This is a genomic window from Amycolatopsis stemonae, assembly GCF_054781455.1.
Map to the genome: position 1 here is coordinate 455298 of NZ_BAAGUJ010000006.1, position 20482 is coordinate 475779.

Consider the following 20482-nt stretch of genomic DNA (forward strand, 5'->3'; position numbering starts at 1 on the left):
TCGATGAAAAGACGTATCCGGGCTACGTAGCCGCCGTCCGGTCGGCGCACCGGCGCTGGGCCACATGGACACCGGCGCCGCGACCGATCAAGATGGGGCCGGAGGCACGGCAGGTGAGGGATGACGGCGGCGCGGCCACGCGACGGGACCTGACGAGTTACGTGGGCCGCATCGAGGACGAAGCCCGGGTGCGGCGCCTGCTCGGCGAGGCCCGGCTGGTCACGCTGACCGGACCCGGCGGCGTGGGCAAAACCCGGCTCGCCGGCCGGGTGGCCAGCTCGGTGACCAGGGCTTTCCCCGGCGGCGTGGCCACGGCCGGCCTGGCCGGGCTGCGCGACGGCAGCCTGGTGACCCGCACCCTGGCCGACTGCCTCGGGCTGCACGACACGGCCGCCCGGACCGGGCTGGACACCCTCCTGGCCCACCTGCGCGACCGGCGGGCCCTCCTGGTGCTGGACAACTGCGAACACCTCGTCGCCGACTGCGCCGAGCTGGCCGACGTCCTGCTGCGGCAGTGCCCGGACCTGGTGGTCCTGGCGACCAGCCGGTGTTCGCTGGGGGTGGCGGGGGAGCGGATCACGCCGGTCGCGCCCCTGGCCGTTCCGCCGGAGAACGTCAGGACCGTCGACGCCGCGATCGGCTACGACGCGGTGCGGCTCTTCGTCGACCGGGCGGCGGAAGTGCTGCCGTCGTTCCGGTTCGCCGAGGACGACGTGGCGGCCGTGGTGGGGTTGTGCCGGCAGCTGGACGGCCTGCCGCTGGCCGTGGAGCTGGCCGCCGCCCGCATCCGCGCGCTCTCACCCGGGCAGATCGCCGACCGGACGAGCCGCAGCCTGGCGCTGCTGACCACCGGGGCGAGGTCGCTGCCGGAGCGCCACCGCAGCTTGCGGGCCACGATCGAGTGGAGCCACGCGCTGTGCACGGACGCCGAGCGTGCGGTCTGGGACTGCTGTTCGGTGTTCGCGGGCGCCTTCGACCTGCCTGCCGCGGAGGAGGTCTGCGCGATCCCGGGGCTCGGCGGCTTCGCGGTGCTGGACGCGGTGGACGGCCTGGTCGACAAGTCCGTGCTGCTGCGCGTCGAAGGGCAGGCCGGTGTCCGCTACCGGATGCTGGAGGCGCTGCGCGAATTCGGTCAGGAGCGGCTGGCCGCCACCGGGACCGCCGAGGCGGTCGCCCGGAGGCATCGCGACCACCACGCACGGCTGCTCGAGCAAGCCGACGCCGACTGGTTCGGTCCCCGGCGCGACGACTGGTTCGCCCGGCTGACCGAACGGCACGCGGACGTCCGGGCGGCGCTGTCGTGGTCAGTGCGCGACCCCGGCGAGGCCGCGGTGGCGCTGCGGATGGCGGGCGGCGTGATCGAGTACTGGCTGGCCCGCGGCGCCGCGTGGGAGGTCCGGGAGTGGCTCGACCGCGCGCTCGCCGTCGCCGCCGAGGACGCCCCGGGGCGGGCGACGGCGCAGGCGCGGGCGGCCCTGTGTGCCGCCCTGCACGCGGATCTGGACGGAGCCAGGCAGCGGCTGGAGCTCGCCGAAGCCGCCGGCGACGAGCACGCCGTGCCCTACATCCGCCACGCACGGGCGTTCGTGGCGTTGCTCGCGGTCGAGCCGCACGCGCTGGAGAACGCCGCCGAAGCCGTGCGGATCTTCGACGAGCGCGGTGCGCTCCGGCAGACCCTGCACCCGATGTTCATCCAGGCGGTGGCCACGGCCTACCGCGGCGATCTGCCCGGCGCCCGGCACCTGCTCGAGGAGATGTTGCGGCGGTGTGCGTCGGCGATGGACGAGTCCTACCGGTCCATGGCCCTGTTCGGGCTGGGCACGGTCGAGATCTTCTTCGGCGGTGACCTCGACGCCGGCGAACGGGCGATGCGCGACGCGCTGGAGATCGACCTGCGGGGCCCCGACGTGCTGTCGGCGGCGTACCGGGTGGACGGGCTGGCGTGGGCGTCGGCCCGCCGGGAGGACTGGGCGGCCGCGGCGAGGTTGTTCGGCGCGGCGGCGACGTTGTGGGACCGGTGCGGCGCGGAGCCGGACATCGCCGTGTCGCTGGCGCACCGGCAGCTGCTCGCGGCCACCCGCGCCGCGCTCGGCGAAGCGCGGTTCGAGCACGCGTTCACCGAGGGACGGCGGTGGAACCCGCACGACATCCTGGCCCCCGCGGCGGCCCCGGGAGCGGCGGAGCCCGAGGAAGCCACCGGCTGCGCGGTGCTGCCGCCGCTGACCCGGCGCGAGTCGGAGATCGCCCGGCTGGTCGCGACCGGGCTGAGCAACCGGGAGATCGCCGTCCGCCTGGTCATCGCCCAGCGGACCGCGGAAACCCACCTCCAGCACATCCTCACCAAGCTGGACCTGGGGAACCGGACCCAGGTCGCCGTGTGGGTCAACGAGCAGCTCGTCGCCCGGACGGGACCCGGATCCGGCCGGCGGTGATCAGCCCAGCGGGCAGGTGCCCCGGTAGGCCGCGATGGCCGGATCGCCCGTGGGCAGCGGGCAGAGGAACTGCTCGTACCGGGTGTCCTCGTCGACGAACCGCTTCAGCCAGGAGATGCTGTACTCCGCGATCGTCGGGTTCGGCTTGGTCGGCGCCAGGTGCCCGACGCCGGCGAGCAGCAGGTACGCTTTGTCCAAAGAGGACGGCAGGCTTTGGTAGAACGGCCGCGAGAACGTCCCGTCCGGGGCGATGAGGTCGTTCTGGGCGCTCACGACGAACGTCGGCACGCTCAGGTCGGAGAACGTCGTGTTCGGGCTCCAGCCGGCCAGCGGGATCGCGGCCTTGAGCGTGGGCGCCTTCCGCGCGGCGATCAGGGTTCCGCCGCCGCCCATCGAATGGCCCATCACGGCCAGCCGGGTGCGGTCGACCCGGTCCTTGACCTGGCTCGAATCCGTGACGTAGCGCAGGGCCGCGAGCAGTTCTTCGGAGCGCGCGTCCGGCGTGTCCCACACGCTGGTGGTGGCGATCGTGATGACGACGAAGCCCTGCGAGGCGAGCCGCGGGCCGTACCAGGCGACCGCGGCTTCGGACTCGAGGAACCCCGGCGCGACCGCCACGGCACCGAACGTGCCCTGGCCGGTGTCGGTCGGGTAGGAGATCGTGCCGCCGCCGAACCCCTGCCCGGCGCCGACCTTTTCCGTGCTGATCGCGAAGGGGCCGCGCTCGGCTTCGACGGAGGCCCGGGTCGGGGCCGGTCCTCGCGCGTACGGGTTGTCTCCGGTGAAAGCCGCCGACGCCGACGCCGGGCTCGGGCCCGAAGCGGCGAGGAGAACAGCGGTCAGGGCGCCGGCGATCAGTGGTGCCCATCGTGGTTTCCGCGTCATCGCGAATGTCCTCTCGGGAATCTCCCGCCGAGCACGGGAGGACCCAGGTATAGCGACGGCGTCGGCGATCCCGCGTCGGGGAAACCACGTATAGGGGGGTCGAGAAATCCGTCACCCGGCCGCGCGGCGCCGGAGGGGGCGCAGGCCGGTGCGGATTTCGCGGACCAGGATCCCGGGCTGTTCCAGGGCCGCGAAGTGCCCGCCTTCGTCGGCTTCGCCGAAGTGGATGAGCGTGCTGTAGGTATCTTCGATCCAGCTTCGGGGCAGGCGCGGGATGTCCCGCGGGAAGGTGGTCACCGCGACCGGAAGCGCCAGCTTCGGGCCGGCGAACGTGGCCCCTTTGTTCTCCCAGTAGATGCGGCCGGACGACGCCGCGCTGTTGGTGAACCAGAAGAGGGATATCACGTCGAGCATGTCGTCCACGGCGAGGGCGTCCTCGGCGAGCCCGCGGTTGTCGGTCTTGGACTGGAACTTCTCGTAGATCCAGGCCGCCTGACCGGCGGGGGAGTCCGCCAGGGCGAATCCGACAGTCTCCGGCTTCGTGCCCTGAAGGTGGTTCGACCCTCCGAGATCGCCGGTGTAGCGGGCGAGGGTCTCGACGGCGTGGCGCTGTTCGGGTGACACCGTGTCGGGTATCTGCGCGGGAAAGGCGTACTGGGTGTTCAGGTGGATTCCGAGAAGGCCCTCGGGGCGCATGGCACCGAGGGCGGTGGTGACGACGGCACCCCAGTCGCCGCCCTGGGCGGCCCAGCTCGGGTAGCCGAGACGCGTCATCAGCTCCACCCACGCGCTCGCGATGCGCGATACGTCCCAGCCGGTTTTCGCGGGCTTGTCGGAGAACCCGAACCCGGGCAGCGACGGGACGACGACGTCGAACGAGTCGGCGGCGTCTCCCCCGAACGGAACGGGGTCGGTCAGCGGGCCGACCAGCTTCAGGAAGTCGGCGTTCGAGCCGGGCCAGCCGTGGGTGAGCAGCAGCGGCATCGCGCCGGGGTTCTCGGACCTGACGTGCAGGAAGTGGATGTCCAGCCCGTCGATCTCGGTCAGGAACTGGGGGAAGCGGTTGAGTTCGGACTCGAAGCGCCGCCAGTCGTAGCCGCGCTCCCAGTAGCCGACGAGAGCTCGGGCGTTCGCCACGCGCACTCCTTGCGACCAGTCGCCCACCGTTTCCGGGTCCGGCCACCGGGTTCTGGCCAGCCGCTGCTTCAGGTCGTCGATCTCCGCGTCCGGGATCGAGACGGTAAACGGGCGGACGAGGGTGTCGGTCGGTGTGGTCATGGCTTTCTCTCTTTCCCCGGTTTCGCGCCTTCGTTGCACACTGGTGTGCAGCCTACGTCGTTGCACACCCGTGTGCAACAATGAAGCGGTGCCTGCCGAGTCGTCCCGCGTGCGCTCGATGAACGAGACACGCGACCGCATCCTCGACGTCGCCCTCGACGTGCTGGGGGAGAACCCCGACGCCGGGATGGGTGACATCGCCGTCGCCGCCGGGGTCGTCCGCCGCACGGTCTACGGCCATTTCCCCGCACGCCTCGAGCTGATCCGGACCCTCACGGAACGGGCCGTCGCCGAGATGACCGCGGTGCTCACCGAGATCTCCGCCTCCGGCGCGGACGCGGACACGGCGTGGGTCGAGTTCATCGCCCGCGTCTGGCCGGTGGCGCACCGGTACCGGGTGCTGCTGGCGCTGCGGCGCGGCGAGTACGGCGAGGAGATCCACGGCCTGCTCGGGCCGGTCGATGACCTCCTCGCCGACCTCGTGCACCGCGGCCAGGACGACGGCGTGTTCGCGCGGCACCTGCCGGCGGGCGTGCTGAGCCAGATCGCCTACGGCGTCGTGTTCGCCATCGCGGACAGCGACGTGTCACCCGGTGCGCGGGCGGCGACGATCACGACCCTGCTGATGCTGGGCGTTCCCGAGGCGCGCGCAATCGCTCTCGTGGGCGACCGGTCCTGACCGGTCCGCGGCTCCCCGGTGGTGGCGGGCGGTCAGCGGAAGAGGCGGAAGAACCCGCGTACCTGCTCCGCCAATGAATCCGGCTGCTCCAGTGCGGCGAAATGGCCGCCCCGGGGCATTTCTTCGAACCAGCGCAGGTCGCTGAACCGCAGCTCGGCCTCGCGACGCGAGGGGCGGGTGATGTCGCGGGGGTAGATCGACAGGCCGGCCGGTGCGGTGACCTTGTCCCGGAAGTTCGCGAAGCTCTCCCAGTACAGGCGCGCCGATGACGTGGCCGACGCGGTGAACCAGTAGACCGAGATCTCGTCGAGGATCTTCTGTCGTGTCAACGCGTCCTCGGGGTGGCCGGTGTTGTCGGTCCAGGCCCAGAACTTCTCGGCGATCCAGGCCGCCTGGCCCGCCGGGGAGTCGGTGAGGCCGTAGCCGAGCGTCTGCGGCCGGCTCGACTGGATGGCCGAGTACCCCCGGCCGGTGCGTCGCATCTCCTTCTCGGCCTCGAGGTTCGCCAGCTCCGCGGGTGTCGGGTCGTCGAACGTGCCCGCCGCCACGGACGCCAGGTTCAGGTGCACGGCAGCGACGCGCTCGGGCGCCACCTCGCCCAGCGTGCCGGACACGGCCGAACCCCAGTCGCCGCCCTGCGCGCCGTACCGGTGGTATCCCAGCGAGACCATCAACGTGTCCCAGGCCCGCGCGATGCGCCGGAGGCCCCACCCGGTCGTCGACGGCTTGTCACTCCAGCCGTACCCGGGCAACGACGGCGCGACGACGTGGAACGCGTCCGCCGGGTCCCCGTCGTGCGCGCGCGGGTCGGTCAGCGGGCCGAGGACGTCCAGGAACTCGAGGACCGAGCCCGGCCACCCGTGCGTGAGCACGAGCGGGAACGCGTCCGGCTCGGGCGAGCGGACGTGCAGGAAGTGGATGCCCAGCCCGTCGATCACGTCCCGGTACTGCGGGAAGGCGTTCAGCCGGCCGGCGAACCCGAAGTCGTAGTCCTCGGCCCAGCTGCGGCAGAGCTCCTGCGTGTAGGCCAGCGGAATGCCCTGCGACCAGTCGTCCACCGGCTCGGGCTCGGGCCACCGCGTCCGTCGCAACCGGTCACGCAGGTCCGCGATCTCCGCTTCGGTGACGCTGACCTCGAACGGCTCGGCGGCCATGGCGGGGCTCCTTTCGTCGGAGGGGGCGAGCGGTCACCGGCCTCGCGCGGGAGGCGCCGCCAAGGAGGTGAAGAAGTGTTCGGCCGCCGCGTCGACCTCGGCGGCCGGGGTCAGCAACCGCTGCAGCAGCAGTCCTCGCATGCCTGCGACAGCGATGACGCTTCGCTGCTTCGCGTCCGCCGTCGTGGCCCCCTCGCGCAGAGCCGCCGCTTCGAGGAGGCGTGCCAGATCGTCGAGGTCGGCGATGAATTCCTGAAACGCGTCCGGTTCGTAGACGGCGAGTCCGGCCAGGCGGAAAAAGGCCCGGGTTCGGTCGTCGTGTGCGGCGTTCGCATAGAAGTTCCAGATGATCCGGCACAGGGGCACGAACCCGGGTTCGTCGTCGGCCGCGGCGATGACACGGTTGTCGCGGCGGCGGGCTTCCGAAAGCACGGCGCCCAGGAGACCCGGCCGTGATCCGAAATGGTAGGTCAGCAGCGTGTGGTGCACGCCGAGCCGCTCCGCGACCTGGCGCATCGACAGGTTCGGGGCGGGGCCGCCCTCGCCGAATTCGTCGAACAAGGCCTGCAGCAGGCGTTCTCGTCCTTCTCCGACCGGCGATCTCACGCTGCCTCCCTTGACGAGTTCACCACTGTTGAGTACGTTACCGCACATCGAATTCACCAGTGTTTAGGACGCGGCGGGAGGCTTGTTGACCGACATTTGGTTCGCCGGCGGCGTGGTCGCGGACGGATCGGGTGGCGACCCGTCCGCGGCCGACGTGTGCGTGACGGACGGCATCATCACCGCGATCGGACCGGCGCCGCCCGGGGCGACGACGGTCGACCTCGACGGCATGCTCCTCACCCCGGGACTGATCGACGCCCACGTCCACCTGGGCCTCTCGAGCCCGATCCGAGCGCAGTTCGGGTTCCAGCTCTCGGCCGCCGAACTCGCGGCCGACATCTTCGCCACCGCGGGCCACACGCTCGACGCGGGTTTCACGACGGTGCGCGACACCGGCGGCATCGACGCCGGAGTCGTCGACGTCATCGCGCACGGCAAGGTGCGGGGGCCGCGGGTCCTTGCGTGCGGACCCGTGCAGTGCCAGACCGGCGGCCACGGCTACTACGGCGCCGCGTGGGAACCGACCGAGCTGTGGACCACGCACCACATCCCCGGGCTCTGCGCCTTGTCGCTGATGTCGGGCAACGCCGACGAGCTGCGGCGCAACGTCCGCGAGTCGTTCCGCCGGGGCGCGACGTTCGTGAAGCTGTGCGTCACCGGCGGTGTCGTCGGGGGACACGACCGCCTCGCCGACACCCAGTTCACCCCCGAAGAGATCGCCGTGGCGGTGGAAGAAGCGGCGGCGCGCGGCACCTACGTCACGGTGCACGCGCACAACGACGCGGGCATCCGCAACGCGGTGCTGGCCGGCGTCCGCTGCGTGGAGCACGGCACCGGGATCGACGAGCCGACGGCCCGGTTGATGCGGGAGCACGACGTGGCGCTGGTGCCCACCTTCGCCGTGGTCGAGCAGCTCATGGACACCGAGAGCATGGACTTGGATCCGGCGACGCGGAACCGCGTCGCCGGCGTCCGGCAGCGCATGGCCTCGGCGCTCGGGTTCGCCCGGGCCGCGGGGGTGAGAATCGGCCTGGGCTCGGACCTCATCGGGCCGGACCAGCGGCGCCGAGGTGACGAGCTTCGCCTTCGCGCCGAACTGGAGTCACCCATGCAAGCGCTGGTGTCGGCCACCAGTGTCAACGCCGACATCGTCGGTCTGGGCGAGACCACCGGGACGATCGACGTCGGGAAGCGGGCCGATCTGGTCGCGTGGCAACGGGATCCCCTGCGGGACGCGAAGGTGTTCGCAGATCCGGAGATGGCCGTCCTCGTGGTGAAGGACGGCCGGATCGTGAAAGGAAAAGCTCGATGAGCGGAATGCTGCACGGCTGCTTCGCGGACACGGAGTACCTCGAAATCACGGCGCGGTCGGGACACCGCTACGGCGCCTGGGTCACCACACCCCCTGGCTACGCGGAATCCGCGGACCCGTTGCCGCTGATCTACGTGGTGGACGGCAACTGGGCCGTCGGCCTCACCGCGCCCCTCATCGTCACCCAGGCGGACCCCTACCTGAGCATCGCCCCGTACATCCAGGTGAGCGTCGGCTACGCCGGTGAGGAGGCCGCCGACTGGGCTCGGCTCCGCAACCGCGATCTCGTGCCGCCGGGGGAGCCGGTCAGCGACCAGATGGTGGCGACCCTCGCGGCGGCACGCGAATCGGGCGTGATGACCCAGGAGTACATGGACGCCTACCTCGCCGAGCTGGCGGACACCCACGCGGACACCTTCCTCGGCTTCCTGACCGACGAGCTGCACCCGCACCTGCGGTCACGCTTCCGGATCAGCGAGTCCGGGCACGGCCTCTTCGGCTACTCCTACGGCGGTCTTTTCGCCCTCTACGCATGGCTGCGCGAAGCGGTTCCGTTCGCGACCTTCGGTGCCGGGAGTCCCGGTGTCGTGGTTGCGGACAGCCAGGTTTTCGGCCTGGTAGAAACCCTGCCGGCGCCCCGCGAAGACTCGCCCGCGCGCCGGCTGCACGTCACGCTGAACGAAGCCGAACTATTGGGAGCCGTCCCGGTCTACCGCGAACTGGCCCGCAACGCACTTGCGGTCGTGGAGCACCTGCACGGCAAAGGACGGTCGCGAGACGTCTCGAGCGCGATGATGCACGAGACACACCTGACCGGGCTTCAGGCCTCGTTCCTGAGTTACCTGAAGACCTGCCACTCACGCTGAACGCCGGCGGCCGTTCTCACGGCGTGCCCGGTCGGCACCCCGGTCCACCGGCGTCGGCGGTGACGCAGACAGCGCGCCGGATTGCTCGTCGTGGTCTGTCGGATCCCCCGCGGCCCGTTCGTAGATGATGTGAAGCCCGGCGCCAGGCCGGACCGCGGGGAAGGGGCCTCACCATGACGGGAAACTCGACACGCCGGAACAGGCCGTTGCGGTTCGGGGCCGTCGCGCCGATCACCGCCGACCTGCCTGCCTGGCGCGACCAGTTGCGTGGGCTCGCTGACAGTGGGTACTCGACGATCTTGCTGCCCGATGTGCCGCAGTGGCAGCCGGCGCCGGGCCCGGCGCTCGCCGTGGCGGCGACGATCACCGGCCTGCGGGTGGGCACCTGGGTGTACGCGTCCCCGGTCCGGCCCGCGTGGATCACCGCGTGGGAGGCGCACTCGCTGTCCGTGCTGACCGACGGCCGGTTCGAGATGGGCATCGGCACCGGCCGGCCCGGGCTCGCCGGCCAGCTCCGGGAACTGGGCCTGCCGGTCATCCCGGCGGACCGGCGGCCGAGCCAGGTGCGCGAGGTCGTCGCGGCCCTGCGCGAGCTCGACGGCCCGGACCGGCACACTCCGGTCGTCATGGCCGTGGCCGGCCCGAAGGCGCAGGCGCTGGCCGCCGAAGTCGCCGACACGGTGACCTTCGTGACGCCGCAGATCGAGACGCGGGCCGCGACGACGCAACGGGTCCAGCGCTTCGACAACCCCCGCGGTGCGGAACTGGCGTCGCACGTCCCCGTGATCGGCGACTCGGTCGCCGCGTTCATGGCCGGACCCGACACCGACCCCGCCGCGGTCCGAGCGGCGGACTCACTGGCCTACCTGCCCACCGATCCTGCTGCCGCTGCCGAGGAGATCCTGCGACGGCGCGAGGAGATCGGGTTCTCCTACTTCGTGTTCGGCGCGCACGTCGCCGGCGCTCTCGCACCGGTGGTCGCCGAGCTGGCCGGACGGTGAGACGTCACAGAGTGCGTGGAGTTCCGGTGGGCCCGAGTGGCCAGCCGTTCGCGCTTTGAGGAGGATCCGGGCGCCGGTGCCGTAGTCGCGGGAATCGACCGCGTCCGGCACTGTCCGGAATCCCATGTTCCGTCCCCGTAGTCGCCGAGTCACACTACGGGTCTCCAGCGGGCCGTCTCAACGTTTCGCGGTCACCCGGCAGGTCGATAAGGGCAGGTCAAGTGATTGCTCAGGGCGCGGGGAGCGCGTCGGCGATTGTGTCTAGTAGTAATGCGAAGGTAGGGGGCGTAGTGCCTGGGGCGAGGGCAGCGGAGTTGGCTTCGGCTTCGAGCGTCGGCACCCAGTCGAGTGATCTGCCATACAGCCACGCAAGGCCGCGGCGACTACCCGCACCGTAGTCCGAGCACGGCATCGAAGCGATTCTGTGGATCGCCGCCCGGGAACTCGCCCGGCAGGGTGCGGGATTGAGGTTCGCGGGCGTTGACGGTTCGCCCTGCCGAAACCGCGCCGTGGATCCGCCGAAAACGGACATTCGGGATTCGAAGATCTTGATCAACGGTTGCGGTAACTCGATCTCGGCGGTCACGGTGTGGTTGTTCCGAAGGGGAGTAGCCCGCGAGTCCACTGTCGACACACCGAGAGCCCGGCTCTCCGGCGGTGGCACCCACTCCACGTGGGTGGGCAAGACCTTCGGCCGGTTGATCATGCCTGGCCGGGGCTCCTGGACGTCGCGGCGGGGCGTGCGCGCGTCCAGGAAGGAACCACTCCGTGCTCGCCAAGTTGCTGCGCCCGATCGGGCTCTGCGTGGCCCTCGTCGTCCCGGCTGTCGCGCTCCGGGTCACCGGAGCCGAGCTGAGCCCGGTGCTCGGGTTGCTGCTGTTCGGCATGGCCGTGGTGGCCGCGTCGTTCGTCCTGGCCTGGGCCGCCGAGGCCGCGCAGGTCGACATCTCCGGCGGGCTGGCGATCGCGATCCTCGCCGTCATCGCCGTGCTGCCCGAGTACGCGGTGGACCTGTACTTCGCTTACACCGCCGGGTCGAACCCCGAGTACGTCGCCTACGCCGCGGCCAACATGACCGGCTCCAACCGGTTGCTGCTCGGCCTGGGCTGGTCGCTGGTGGTGCTCGTCGGCCTGGCGATCGCGAAGAAGCGCACCGGCAGGACGGTGCGCGAGCTGACCCTGGACTCGCCCTACCGCGTCGAACTCGGCTTCCTCGCCATCGCTTCGGTTGTCGCCTTCGTGATTCCCGCGATCGGGCAGATCCCGCTGCTGCTGGGCTTCGCGCTACTCGGGTTCTTCGCGTTCTACCTGTGGAAGGTCTCCCGCGCCGAGGCGGAGGAGCCGCACCTGGTCGGCCCAGCCGCGACGATCGGTGCCCTGCCCCAGCGGTCCCGCCGGATCCTGGTCGTGACACTGTTCGTGTTCGCCGCGGCGGTCATCCTCGCCTGCGCCGAGCCGTTCGCGCACAACCTGATCGCCGCCGGCACCCAGCTGGGCATCGACCGGTTCCTGCTGGTGCAGTGGCTGGCTCCGCTGGCCTCGGAAGCACCCGAGTTCATCGTGGCGATCCTGTTCGCACTCCGCGGCAAGGGCGACGACGCCATCGGCACCCTGATCTCCAGCAAGGTCAACCAGTGGACCCTGCTCGTCGGCAGTCTCCCGATCGCCTACCTGGCCGGCGGCGGAGGCGCCGCCCTGCACCTGGACGGGCGCCAGGTCGAGGAGTTCCTCCTCACCGCTGCGCAAACCCTGCTCGGCGTCGCGGCGCTGCTGGCTCTGCGGTTCCCCCGCTGGGCCGCGTGGACGTTGCTCGGTTTGTTCGCGGTGCAGTTCGCGTTTCCCGGGCAAACTGCCCGATACGTCCTGTCCGCGATCTACGCGGCGATCGCGCTGGCCGCTCTGCTGCGCAATCGACGCCACATCCTGCCGACGCTGGCAGCGCCCTTCCGCCGCACACCCGACGGCCGCGAGGACGGTGAGCGCCCGTCCGTCAGCTCGGAAACCGCCGGCGCGGCCGGCCGCTGACAGGAGCCGAACACCCCTTCCGAGCCATGTCCGGGCGACCACCGTCGCGACCGCCACCGAGCCGCACGACGCCGGGGCCGCAGACACGCCGAGCGACGAAGAAGCCGGGCGCACGTTCCTGCAGGAGTTGCGCGACGCGCTGCCGCCGGCGCTGCTCACCGCACTCCCGCAGATGCCGGTGAGCCTGTTGTTCGTCGTCTACAGCCAGGCCAAGGCCAGTGTGGACACTGAGACGCTCAGGCGAACTGAGCGGCCCGCCCGGCGCGCGAGACACACGGCGCCCTCGGCAAGAATCGGCCTGTGATGTCTCAACGTGACCCGGCCTCACGCTCCTCGAGGCCGGGGACCGGGGCGGGCTGGTCACCAATGCCTCCCTGATCGCCGGGGTCGGCGGTGGCGGGGTTGCGTCGCACACGATCGTGCTGACCGGCGGACCGCTTCGACCATGGCCGAAGCGGTCGCCCGCGACCCGGAACAGGCCCTGCGCCTGCACACGCGCGCGAAGAGCTCGGCGTCGATCCCCACGACCTGCCGTCCGGGTTGCTGGCCGGTGGGATGACGGTCGGCAAGCTCACCGGCCGGCCGCTCCTGCGGTCCGGGCTTCGCCAGCTCGTGCTCGGCGGGCTGGCGGTCGCGGTCACCTTCGGCGTCGGCCAGCTCATCGGCGCGCCGGCGGCCTGATGCCTGGGCCGACGCTGGGCCGAACCAGGCGGTCAGCCGCGACACGCGCTACGTCGGCATGCCGTTCCACGAACGGCGACCTCCTCCAGGCAGGCGCCCAGTTGTCGCGCCGACACCGCCTCCGAGCCGACGGGAGCCGGCGCCGTAGCCGAGCCGGTGGACGTCGACGCTGTTCATGGGTGTACCGCCGGTGAGAGCGGTACACCCATGGTGTCAGTCTGCGTGGTGGGGACGGGAATTCTGTTGCCGGGCTTCGTGCAGCTGGTCTTCGAGGGAAATGATGCGGCACGCGGCGTCGATGGCGGTGCCTTGGTCGACCAGTTCCCGTACTCGCGCCGCGATGCGCAGCTGGTGGCGGGAGTAGCGGCGGTGCCCGCCGGCGGACCGTTGCGGGGTGATCAGCCCGGCTTCGTCGAGGCTGCGCAGAAATCCTTGCGTGGCGCCGAGCAGGTCGGCGGCCCGGCCCATGGTGTAGGCGGGGTAGTGCTCGTCGTCGAACTTGTCGGCCGCGCTGGGCGTGGCCGGTCCTTCTTGGTCAGGGATCATGTGGCCTCCGCGGCACGAAGGACCCCGGGTGCCGCGCACGGCACCCGGGGTCCTCAAGGGTAGGGAATTTTCACCATTGTCCACCGGCGCGACCGCCGGTGTACTGCACCCGCGCCCGGCGTGAAACCGGACCGTGCGGGGATCGCTCATTCGTGACCGAGCACCACCTCCGAACTCGATGGGACTGCGGCACCCGCGCGGCGCTACCTGGCCGCTGCGGGCGATCCAATGATGTGCCCTTTCCCTTCTTTCCGGTTTTCTCTTACTGGGTACTGCTACTTCACTTGCCGCGAACGCCACTGCGGGAACCCTTCTCCTGATCGGTCCCAGCACGATGACGCCGCTAGTCACTGCCCGGAGCCCCGTTCACTGATCGGCTCCGGCCACCTGACCGGTCCTGCCTACTGCACTTGTGAAAACAACTACTGGCACTGCTGATCTCGCGGGTAGTTACGTCCTCTCCCGCGCCTGCTTGACGTTGTCTCTCTCGCTACGACCAGAAGATTACACGCACCTGCCGTCGAATGTCTACTCCAGTCAGCATAGATTTTCTGGCCGTGCACGCGGCCGGGAAGGTGACGCCGGAGCTGAACCGGTTCCAGCGCGAGCACCGGCAGCCGTCGTGAAGGCTGGATCACTCCGAGCCGGACTGACGAGCCCGGTCACGCCCGAGCGCGGAGGAGTCGCGCTCAGCTCGCGGTGCGAGAACCGGCGAATGCGTCGAGGTCGGGGAGGGGCAGTTCGCACATTTCGCGGGCTTCGGCAGCCGGGAGTCCCAGCATCCGCAGCACGTCCTCGGTCACCTGATCGGTGGCCTCGGCGTCGTCGCGGCCGGGCTGGTGGTGGAGCAGGCGGCCGAGGCCGAGAGCCGCGCCGGCCACCGTCAGCATGGTCAGTTCGGGGTCGCGGACCGTGAAGCGGCCGGCTTGCGCGGCGGCTTCGATGTCGCGGCGCGCGCGGGGGGCGAGTCCGTGGTCCGCCGTGGCCAGTTCGAGCCCGTGGTGCAGGAGCACCTTGCTGAGTTCGGGGTGGCGACGGTGCAGGCGTCCGGTGAGCCGGAAGCTCTGCGCGAACACCCGGGCCGGATCGGCCAGGTCCGTGGTCAGCTCGTCGAGCAGGGCGCCGTGGGCTTCGAGTGCGGCTTCGACGGCCGCTCGGTACAGCTGTTCCTTGGTCTCGAAGTGGTTGTAGAACGACCCCAGCCCCACGTCCGCGGCTTGGGTGATCTCCAATACCGACACGGTGGTCCTGCCGTCGGCGATGAGGGCTTGGGCAGCCCGGACGAGGGCCGCACGGGTGCGGGCCTTGCGCCGCTCCAGCCGGCTCGGGGCGTGGTCGGGCATCCGGGTTCCTGTCTTCCGCTGGCGGTGGCATCGCATCGTACCTCGCCTCGTCAAAAATGATGAAATCATCAGAAACTCTTGACTGATGAGATCCTCGTAGCTGACGATGTCGTCATCAACTGAGGTGGAGGGAGCAGCCGTGCCGGATCTGGACGACCCGCACGCCGGTCTGCACAGCGAGCACGGTGCGCTGGCGGGCGAGCACCCCGGCCGGGCGCGCAACCCGGTGATCAAGGTGCACGACGTGGCGTGGCTGGAGTTCGAAAAGCCGAACCTCGAGCGCGCGGAGGTGTTCGCCCGCGCCTTCGGGTTCGTTCCGACGCTCAGCAGCGCCCAGGAGCTGCACCTGCGGGGCACCGACCCCGGTGCGCCCTGCGTGCTCGTCCGCAAGGGCGCCCGGTCGCGGTTCGTCGGGCCGGCGTTCCGCGCTGCCGCCGGCAGCGACCTGCCGAGGCTCGCCGGATCCACCGGCCGGCCGGTCACCCCGCTGCCGGACACGCTGGGCGGGATCGCCGTCGACCTCGACGACCCGAACGGCCTGCGCGTCCGGATCGTCTCGGACACGCACGAGCTGCCCGCGCTTTCGCCGCAGGAGCCGCACGTGCTCAACTTCGGGCACGAGGTCCGGCGGGTCAACGCCACGCAGCGGCCGCCCTCGGCGCCGGCGCGGGTGCAGCGGCTGGGGCACGTCGTGCTGCAGACGACGAAGTACCGGCAGACGCTGGACTGGTACCTGCGGCACCTGGGGATGATCGTCAGCGACTTCCTGTACCACCCGGGCCGTCGCGGGCGCGGGCCGGTGATGAGTTTCGTCCGCTGCGACCGCGGCGCCACCCCGGCCGACCACCACACGCTGGCGCTCACCCTCGGCCCGGCGAACCGCTACGTGCATTCCGCCTACCAGGTCGCCGACCTCGACGCGCTGGCCGCCGGCGGGGAATACCTGCGCGACCACGGCTACCACCACTCGTGGGGCATCGGACGGCACATCCAGGGCAGCCAGCTCTTCGACTACTGGCGCGACCCGGACGGCTTCATGGTCGAGCACTACAGCGACGGCGACCTGTTCGACAGCACCCTCGAACCCGGGTGGGCTCCGATGACCGCCTCCGGCCTGGCCCAGTGGGGGCCGCCCGCCACGGCCGACTTCCTCGGCGTCAAGCCCGGCAAGGAATCGCTGCGTGAACTGCGCGCGGTGTTCTCGGCGCTGCGCGAAGACAACGAATTCGACGCCCAGCGCTTCCTCGGCCTGCTCAAGGTCGCCCGCTCCTGAGCGGACGACAACCCAGCCCACCACGCCTCCCACGGAGAACCCTGTGAGCACAGCCATCCTGCGCACCGCCGACGCCTGGTACGTCGCCGACGGCGCTGACGCCACGAAGGTCGGCACCCGGGCCACGACCACCGGCGAACTGCTCGCCGACCGGGCGGCGGTCACGGCCGCCGCCGCGGGCCCGGCCACGGACCGGGTCGAGGACCTCGTCCTGGTCTCGCCGGTCACCGCGCCCTGCCGCGTCGTCGCCCAGATGACCAACTTCGCCTCCCACGTCACGGACGCCGGAATGGACCCGGAAACCGTGCCCCTGACGTTCTTCCGCAAGACGTCCGGATCGATCAGCGGCCCGTTCGACGACGTCGTGAAACCGGCGCACGTGAACCTGCTCGACCACGAAGTCGAGATCGGGCTGGTCATCGGCCGCGAGATCCCGGTCGGCAGCGAGATCAGCGCCGACACCCTGCACGAGTACGTCGCGGGCCTCGTGGTCACCGATGACGTCTCCGCCCGCGACATCCAGCTCCCCAAGACCCAGTTCTACGAGGCCAAGTCCTACCCGACCTTCACCCCCGTCGGGCCCGCGCTGGTGCTGCTGGACGCGGGCGAACTGGAGCGGTTCCCCGACCTGCGATTGACCCTGTGGGTCAACGGTGTGCGCCGCCAGGACGCGCTCGTCGGCGGCGACATGATCTACCCGCCGCTCGAAGCCCTCCGGGCGTTGACCCGGTTCCAGCGGCTCGATCCGGGCGATCTGGTGCTGACCGGCACCCCCGCCGGAACCGCCCTGTCCGCGCCGCCGAAGATCGTGGAGAAGATCGCCGCGCTGCTGCCGCCGGCGCTCAAGTGGAAGCTGTTCTTCACCGGCCAGGCCAAAAATCCGAAGTACCTGGCCGACGGCGACGTCGTCGAGGCGACGGTCGCCACCGACGACGGCACGATCGACCTGGGCACCCAGCGCACGATCGTGAGGGACAAGCGATGACCACCACCGCCCCCTGGTGGCCCCGCTACGCCGAGCCCGCCGACCTGGCCGCGATCGAGGCCGTCCCGCTCGCCGACCGAGGTCTGCCGGAGTCGACCTACGCGCTGCTCCTGCGGGCCGCCCGGCGGTGGCCGGATCGACCGGCGACCACCGTGCTGCCCGAAGCCGCCCGGTGGCGCGAACCGGTCCGGCGCGGTTTCGCCGAGCTGCTCGCCGACGTCCACCGCTACGCGAACCTGCTGCGGGCACTCGGTGTCCGGCGCGAGGACGCGGTGGCCCTGATGGCCCCCAACTGCGCCGACCTCATCCCGGCGGTCCTGGCCGCCCAGCTCGCCGGGATCGCCGCGCCGCTCAACGGCGGCCTGGCCCGCACCCACCTCACCGAACTGCTCCGCCTGTCCGGCGCCCGCGTCCTGATCACGGCCGGCCCCGAGCTCGCGCCGGAATCCTGGAGCACCGCACGGACGCTCGCGCCGGAGCTGGACGCGATCCTCGTGCTGCGCCCGACCGGCGCAGCCGGCGAACCCGCCCCGTTGCCGGCCATCGACGGCGTGCGCGTGGGCTACCTCGCCGACCTCGCGGCCGGGTTCGACGCGTCCGGTTTCGACGGTGAACCGCCCTCGGCGGCCGACCTCGCCGCGTTCTTCCACACCGGCGGCACCACGGGAGCGCCGAAGCTGGCCGCGCACACCCAGGCCAACGAGGTCGCCGACGCGTGGATGATCGCCGCCAACTCACTGCTCGACGCCGGCTCGGTCATCTTCGCCGCCTTGCCGCTGTTCCACGTCAACGCGCTGCTGGTCAGTGTCCTCGCGCCGCTGTTCAAGGGCCAGCACGCGGTGTGGGCCGGCCCGCTGGGTTACCGGGAACCCGCGCTGTACGGGCAGTTCTGGAAGATCGTCGAACACCACCGGATCGCGGCGATGAGCGCGGTACCGACCGTGTACGCGGTGCTCGCGCAGTGCCCGGTCGACGCCGACATCGCCAGCCTCCGCTACGCCATGGTCGGCGCGTCACCGCTGCCCGCCGCCGTGCGTGCGGGCTTCCAGGCCCACACCGGCGTCACCCTGGTCGAAGGCTACGGGCTGACCGAAGCCACCTGTGCCAGCGCCCGCAGCTTCCCCGGCACCGCGCGCCCCGGCACCGTCGGCCAACGCCTGCCCTACCAGCAGATGAAGGTCACCGACCCGAGCACGGGGGAGGAACTGCGCCACGGGGAAACCGGGGTGCTGGCCATCAGCGGCCCGACCGTGTTCCCCGGTTACGTCGTCGGCCGGGACGAGAGCGGGTACCTGCTGGACGGGCTGGGCAAACTGCGTGACGGCTGGCTGGACACCGGCGACCTGGCCCGGCTCGACGGCGACGGGTTCGTGCACCTGACCGGGCGGGCCAAGGACCTCATCATCCGCGGCGGCCACAACATCGACCCCGCGATGATCGAGGACGCCCTCCTGAGCCACCCCGACGTCACCGCGGCCGGCGCGGTCGGCCGTCCCGACGACCACGCCGGGGAAGTGCCCGTCGCCTACGTGACCCTCACGCCCGGCGCCACCGTCACCGAGGACGGCCTGCTGGCCTGGGCGACCGGCCGCGTGCCCGAGCGCGCCGCCACGCCGAAGGCCGTCACCGTGCTCGACACCCTGCCCGTGACCGACGTCGGCAAGCCGGACAAACTCGCCCTGCGCGCCGACGCCACCCGCCGCGCGATCACCGAAGCACTGGTGGCGTTCGACGAAGTGACCGTCGAAGCGGTGATCGAGGACGGCACCGTGATCGCCGCCGTCACCCTTCCGTCCGAAGTGGACGAACCGAAGGTGGCCGCAACGCTCGCCCGCTACACCGTTCCCAGCCGTCTGACGTTCCGGGGAACCTCATGACCGCCCCGATCGGGCTGACCGTGCCGGTCGTCATCGTCGGGGCGGGCCCGACCGGGCTGACCGCGGCGGCGCTGCTCGGCCGGTACGGCGTCGAATGCCTGGTGCTGGAGCGATGGGACTCGGTCTACCCCCGGCCCCGTGCCGTGCACCTCGACGACGAGGTGCACCGCATCCTCGGTTCCCTCGGGCTGGCCGGGGAGTTCGCCGCCATCTCCCGGCCCGGTCACGGGCTGCGGCTGCTCGGCCCGGACCGGCGGGTGCTGGCGGAGTTCCGCCGGTCCCCGGGCGCCGGCCGCCACGGCTACCCGGAGGCGAACATGTTCGACCAGCCCGAGCTGGAACAGCTGCTCCGCACCGGCCTGGACGGGCTCGGCCACGTCACCCTGCGCGGCAACGTCGACGTCACCGGCATCGTGCAGGACGGGGCCGGCGCGCGGGTCGAGGTGACCGACCGCGTCAGCGGCGAGCACGAGACGATCCACGCGGACTACGTCCTGGGCTGCGACGGCGCCAACAGTCTCGCCCGGGCCTCGATCGGTGCCCGGATGACCGACTTCCGGTTCGACCAGCGCTGGCTCGTGGTCGACATCGCCACCACCGCCGACCTCGGCGAATGGGAGGGCGTGCACCAGGTCTGCGACCCGGCCCGCGCCGCGACCTACATGCGCATCGGAAAAACCCGCTACCGCTGGGAATTCCGGCTGCTGCCCGGGGAAACCGGCGACGGCTTCCACCACCCGGACCGGCTGCACCCGCTGATCGCGCCGTGGACCAAGGACATCCCCGCCGACGAACTGGAGATCGTCCGCGTCGCCGAATACACGTTTCGTGCGCAGGTCGCGGACCGGTGGCGCGAGCAGAGGGTGTTCCTGCTCGGCGACGCCGCCCACCTGACCCCGCCGTTCATCGGCCAGGGCATGGGAGCGGGGCTGCGCGACGCGGTCAACCTCGCCTGGAAACTCGCGGGCGTCCTCGACGGGACGCTGCCCGTGGGCGCGCTCGACTCCTACGAGGCGGAACGCAAGCCGCACGCCCGCGCCATGGTCCGGCGAGCCGTGCTGATCGGCAAGGCCATGACCGAGGGCGGCCGGTTCGGCGACCTGATCCGCCGGGTGGTCGCGCCGCGCCTGGCCGTCGTCCCCACCGTCGCCCGGCACGTCCTCGACAGCGAGACGCCCGCGCTGCGCCGGTCGAACCTGCTCGTGCGGCCCCGCCTGCGGCGCACCTTGGCGGGGCGGCTGTGCCCCAACGCCGTGCTCGGCGACGGCAGCCGCTTCGACGACGTGGCCGGCGGCCGGTTCTCGGTCGTCACCGCGAACCGTCCGTCGGAGGCCGAACGCGCGGTCCTCCAGGACTGCGGTGCGGTCCTCGTCACCGCCCGGCCGTGCGGCGAGCTGCACCGCTGGCTCCGGGACGGTCGCGCCGGAGCCGCTCTCGTTCGCCCGGACGGCACGGTGCTGAGCGCGGCCGGCAACCTTTCCCGGATCCTGCCGCGGCTCACCGCACCTGCTGATTGATTCGCAGCAGCTCGACCCGGCC

Annotated in this window: 17 protein-coding genes; 11 read left to right on the forward strand and 6 right to left on the reverse strand. The window is 71.4% G+C overall.

Translation table 11 applies throughout. The annotated features are described in order from the left end of the window. Positions 1–92 precede the first annotated feature (92 nt). On the forward strand, positions 93–2432 hold the full coding sequence (locus ACYVLJ_RS24840) for an ATP-binding protein (protein WP_460440540.1): 2340 nt from the start codon (positions 93–95) through the stop codon (positions 2430–2432). Here the strand turns inward: ACYVLJ_RS24840 and ACYVLJ_RS24845 are convergent, their stop codons facing one another. Both ACYVLJ_RS24845 and ACYVLJ_RS24850 read right to left on the reverse strand, forming a co-directional pair. Further along, on the reverse strand, positions 2433–3317 hold the full coding sequence (locus ACYVLJ_RS24845) for a dienelactone hydrolase family protein (protein WP_460440541.1): 885 nt from the start codon (positions 3315–3317) through the stop codon (positions 2433–2435). Between the two features lie 111 nt (positions 3318–3428). After that, positions 3429–4595: an epoxide hydrolase family protein gene (locus tag ACYVLJ_RS24850; protein ID WP_460440542.1), complete on the reverse strand. Its 1167-nt coding sequence runs from the start codon at positions 4593–4595 to the stop codon at positions 3429–3431. 118 nt (positions 4596–4713) lie between these two features. On the opposite strand from ACYVLJ_RS24850, the gene ACYVLJ_RS24855 reads away from it, so the two are divergent. Continuing rightward, positions 4714–5274 (forward strand): TetR/AcrR family transcriptional regulator, encoded by a 561-nt coding sequence (locus ACYVLJ_RS24855; RefSeq protein WP_460440543.1) that lies wholly within the window; start codon positions 4714–4716, stop codon positions 5272–5274. 32 nt (positions 5275–5306) lie between these two features. Here ACYVLJ_RS24855 and ACYVLJ_RS24860 read toward each other — a convergent pair whose 3' ends face one another. Both ACYVLJ_RS24860 and ACYVLJ_RS24865 read right to left on the reverse strand, forming a co-directional pair. After that, positions 5307–6428, reverse strand: a complete 1122-nt coding sequence (locus ACYVLJ_RS24860; RefSeq protein WP_460440544.1) for an epoxide hydrolase family protein — start codon at positions 6426–6428, stop codon at positions 5307–5309. Positions 6429–6461: 33 nt separating this feature from the next. Beyond that, positions 6462–7034, reverse strand: coding sequence for a TetR/AcrR family transcriptional regulator (locus tag ACYVLJ_RS24865; protein WP_451983550.1), 573 nt, complete (start codon positions 7032–7034; stop codon positions 6462–6464). A gap of 85 nt (positions 7035–7119) precedes the next feature. Here ACYVLJ_RS24865 and ACYVLJ_RS24870 point away from each other — a divergent pair, with 85 nt between their 5' ends. The 5 genes from ACYVLJ_RS24870 to ACYVLJ_RS24890 all read left to right on the forward strand — a co-directional run bounded on the left by ACYVLJ_RS24870 (position 7120) and on the right by ACYVLJ_RS24890 (position 12919). Beyond that, positions 7120–8346, forward strand: coding sequence for a metal-dependent hydrolase family protein (locus ACYVLJ_RS24870; protein ID WP_460440545.1), 1227 nt, complete (start codon positions 7120–7122; stop codon positions 8344–8346). Continuing rightward, positions 8343–9212 carry an alpha/beta hydrolase gene (locus tag ACYVLJ_RS24875; protein ID WP_460440546.1) on the forward strand — a complete coding sequence of 290 codons (870 nt, stop codon included), beginning with the start codon at positions 8343–8345 and terminating at the stop codon, positions 9210–9212. Before ACYVLJ_RS24870 ends, ACYVLJ_RS24875 begins: the two co-directional genes overlap by 4 nt. 173 nt (positions 9213–9385) lie before the next feature. After that, positions 9386–10213: an LLM class flavin-dependent oxidoreductase gene (locus ACYVLJ_RS24880; RefSeq protein WP_460440547.1), complete on the forward strand. Its 828-nt coding sequence runs from the start codon at positions 9386–9388 to the stop codon at positions 10211–10213. Positions 10214–10981: 768 nt separating this feature from the next. Next, a complete protein-coding gene (locus ACYVLJ_RS24885; RefSeq protein WP_460440548.1) occupies positions 10982–12238 on the forward strand; it encodes a sodium:proton exchanger in 1257 nt (418 codons plus the stop codon). A 555-nt stretch (positions 12239–12793) separates the two neighbouring features. Then, positions 12794–12919, forward strand: a complete 126-nt coding sequence (locus tag ACYVLJ_RS24890) for a hypothetical protein (RefSeq protein ID WP_460440549.1) — start codon at positions 12794–12796, stop codon at positions 12917–12919. A gap of 213 nt (positions 12920–13132) precedes the next feature. Here the strand turns inward: ACYVLJ_RS24890 and ACYVLJ_RS24895 are convergent, their stop codons facing one another. After that, entirely contained in the window at positions 13133–13465 is a 333-nt protein-coding gene (locus ACYVLJ_RS24895) for a helix-turn-helix domain-containing protein (protein ID WP_451983564.1), read from the reverse strand. 689 nt (positions 13466–14154) lie between these two features. Beyond that, the gene (locus ACYVLJ_RS24900; protein WP_451983566.1) at positions 14155–14808 is read right to left on the reverse strand and encodes a TetR/AcrR family transcriptional regulator; all 654 of its coding nucleotides are present in this window, start codon (positions 14806–14808) and stop codon (positions 14155–14157) included. A 139-nt stretch (positions 14809–14947) separates the two neighbouring features. Between ACYVLJ_RS24900 and ACYVLJ_RS24905 the strand changes: the two genes are divergently transcribed. Genes ACYVLJ_RS24905 through mhpA form a run of 4 tightly spaced genes read left to right on the forward strand, consistent with a single transcriptional unit; the run spans position 14948 to position 20460 of the window. Further along, positions 14948–16081 (forward strand): VOC family protein, encoded by a 1134-nt coding sequence (locus ACYVLJ_RS24905; RefSeq protein ID WP_460440550.1) that lies wholly within the window; start codon positions 14948–14950, stop codon positions 16079–16081. Positions 16082–16124: 43 nt separating this feature from the next. Further along, complete coding sequence (locus ACYVLJ_RS24910) at positions 16125–17066, forward strand: fumarylacetoacetate hydrolase family protein (RefSeq protein ID WP_460440551.1); 942 nt, start codon at positions 16125–16127, stop codon at positions 17064–17066. Continuing rightward, a complete protein-coding gene (locus ACYVLJ_RS24915; RefSeq protein WP_460440552.1) occupies positions 17063–18943 on the forward strand; it encodes an acyl-CoA synthetase in 1881 nt (626 codons plus the stop codon). The genes ACYVLJ_RS24910 and ACYVLJ_RS24915 overlap by 4 nt, the downstream gene beginning before the upstream one ends. Further along, the gene (gene mhpA / locus ACYVLJ_RS24920; protein ID WP_460440553.1) at positions 18940–20460 is read left to right on the forward strand and encodes a bifunctional 3-(3-hydroxy-phenyl)propionate/3-hydroxycinnamic acid hydroxylase MhpA; all 1521 of its coding nucleotides are present in this window, start codon (positions 18940–18942) and stop codon (positions 20458–20460) included. The genes ACYVLJ_RS24915 and mhpA overlap by 4 nt, the downstream gene beginning before the upstream one ends. The last annotated feature ends 22 nt before the right edge of the window (positions 20461–20482 follow it).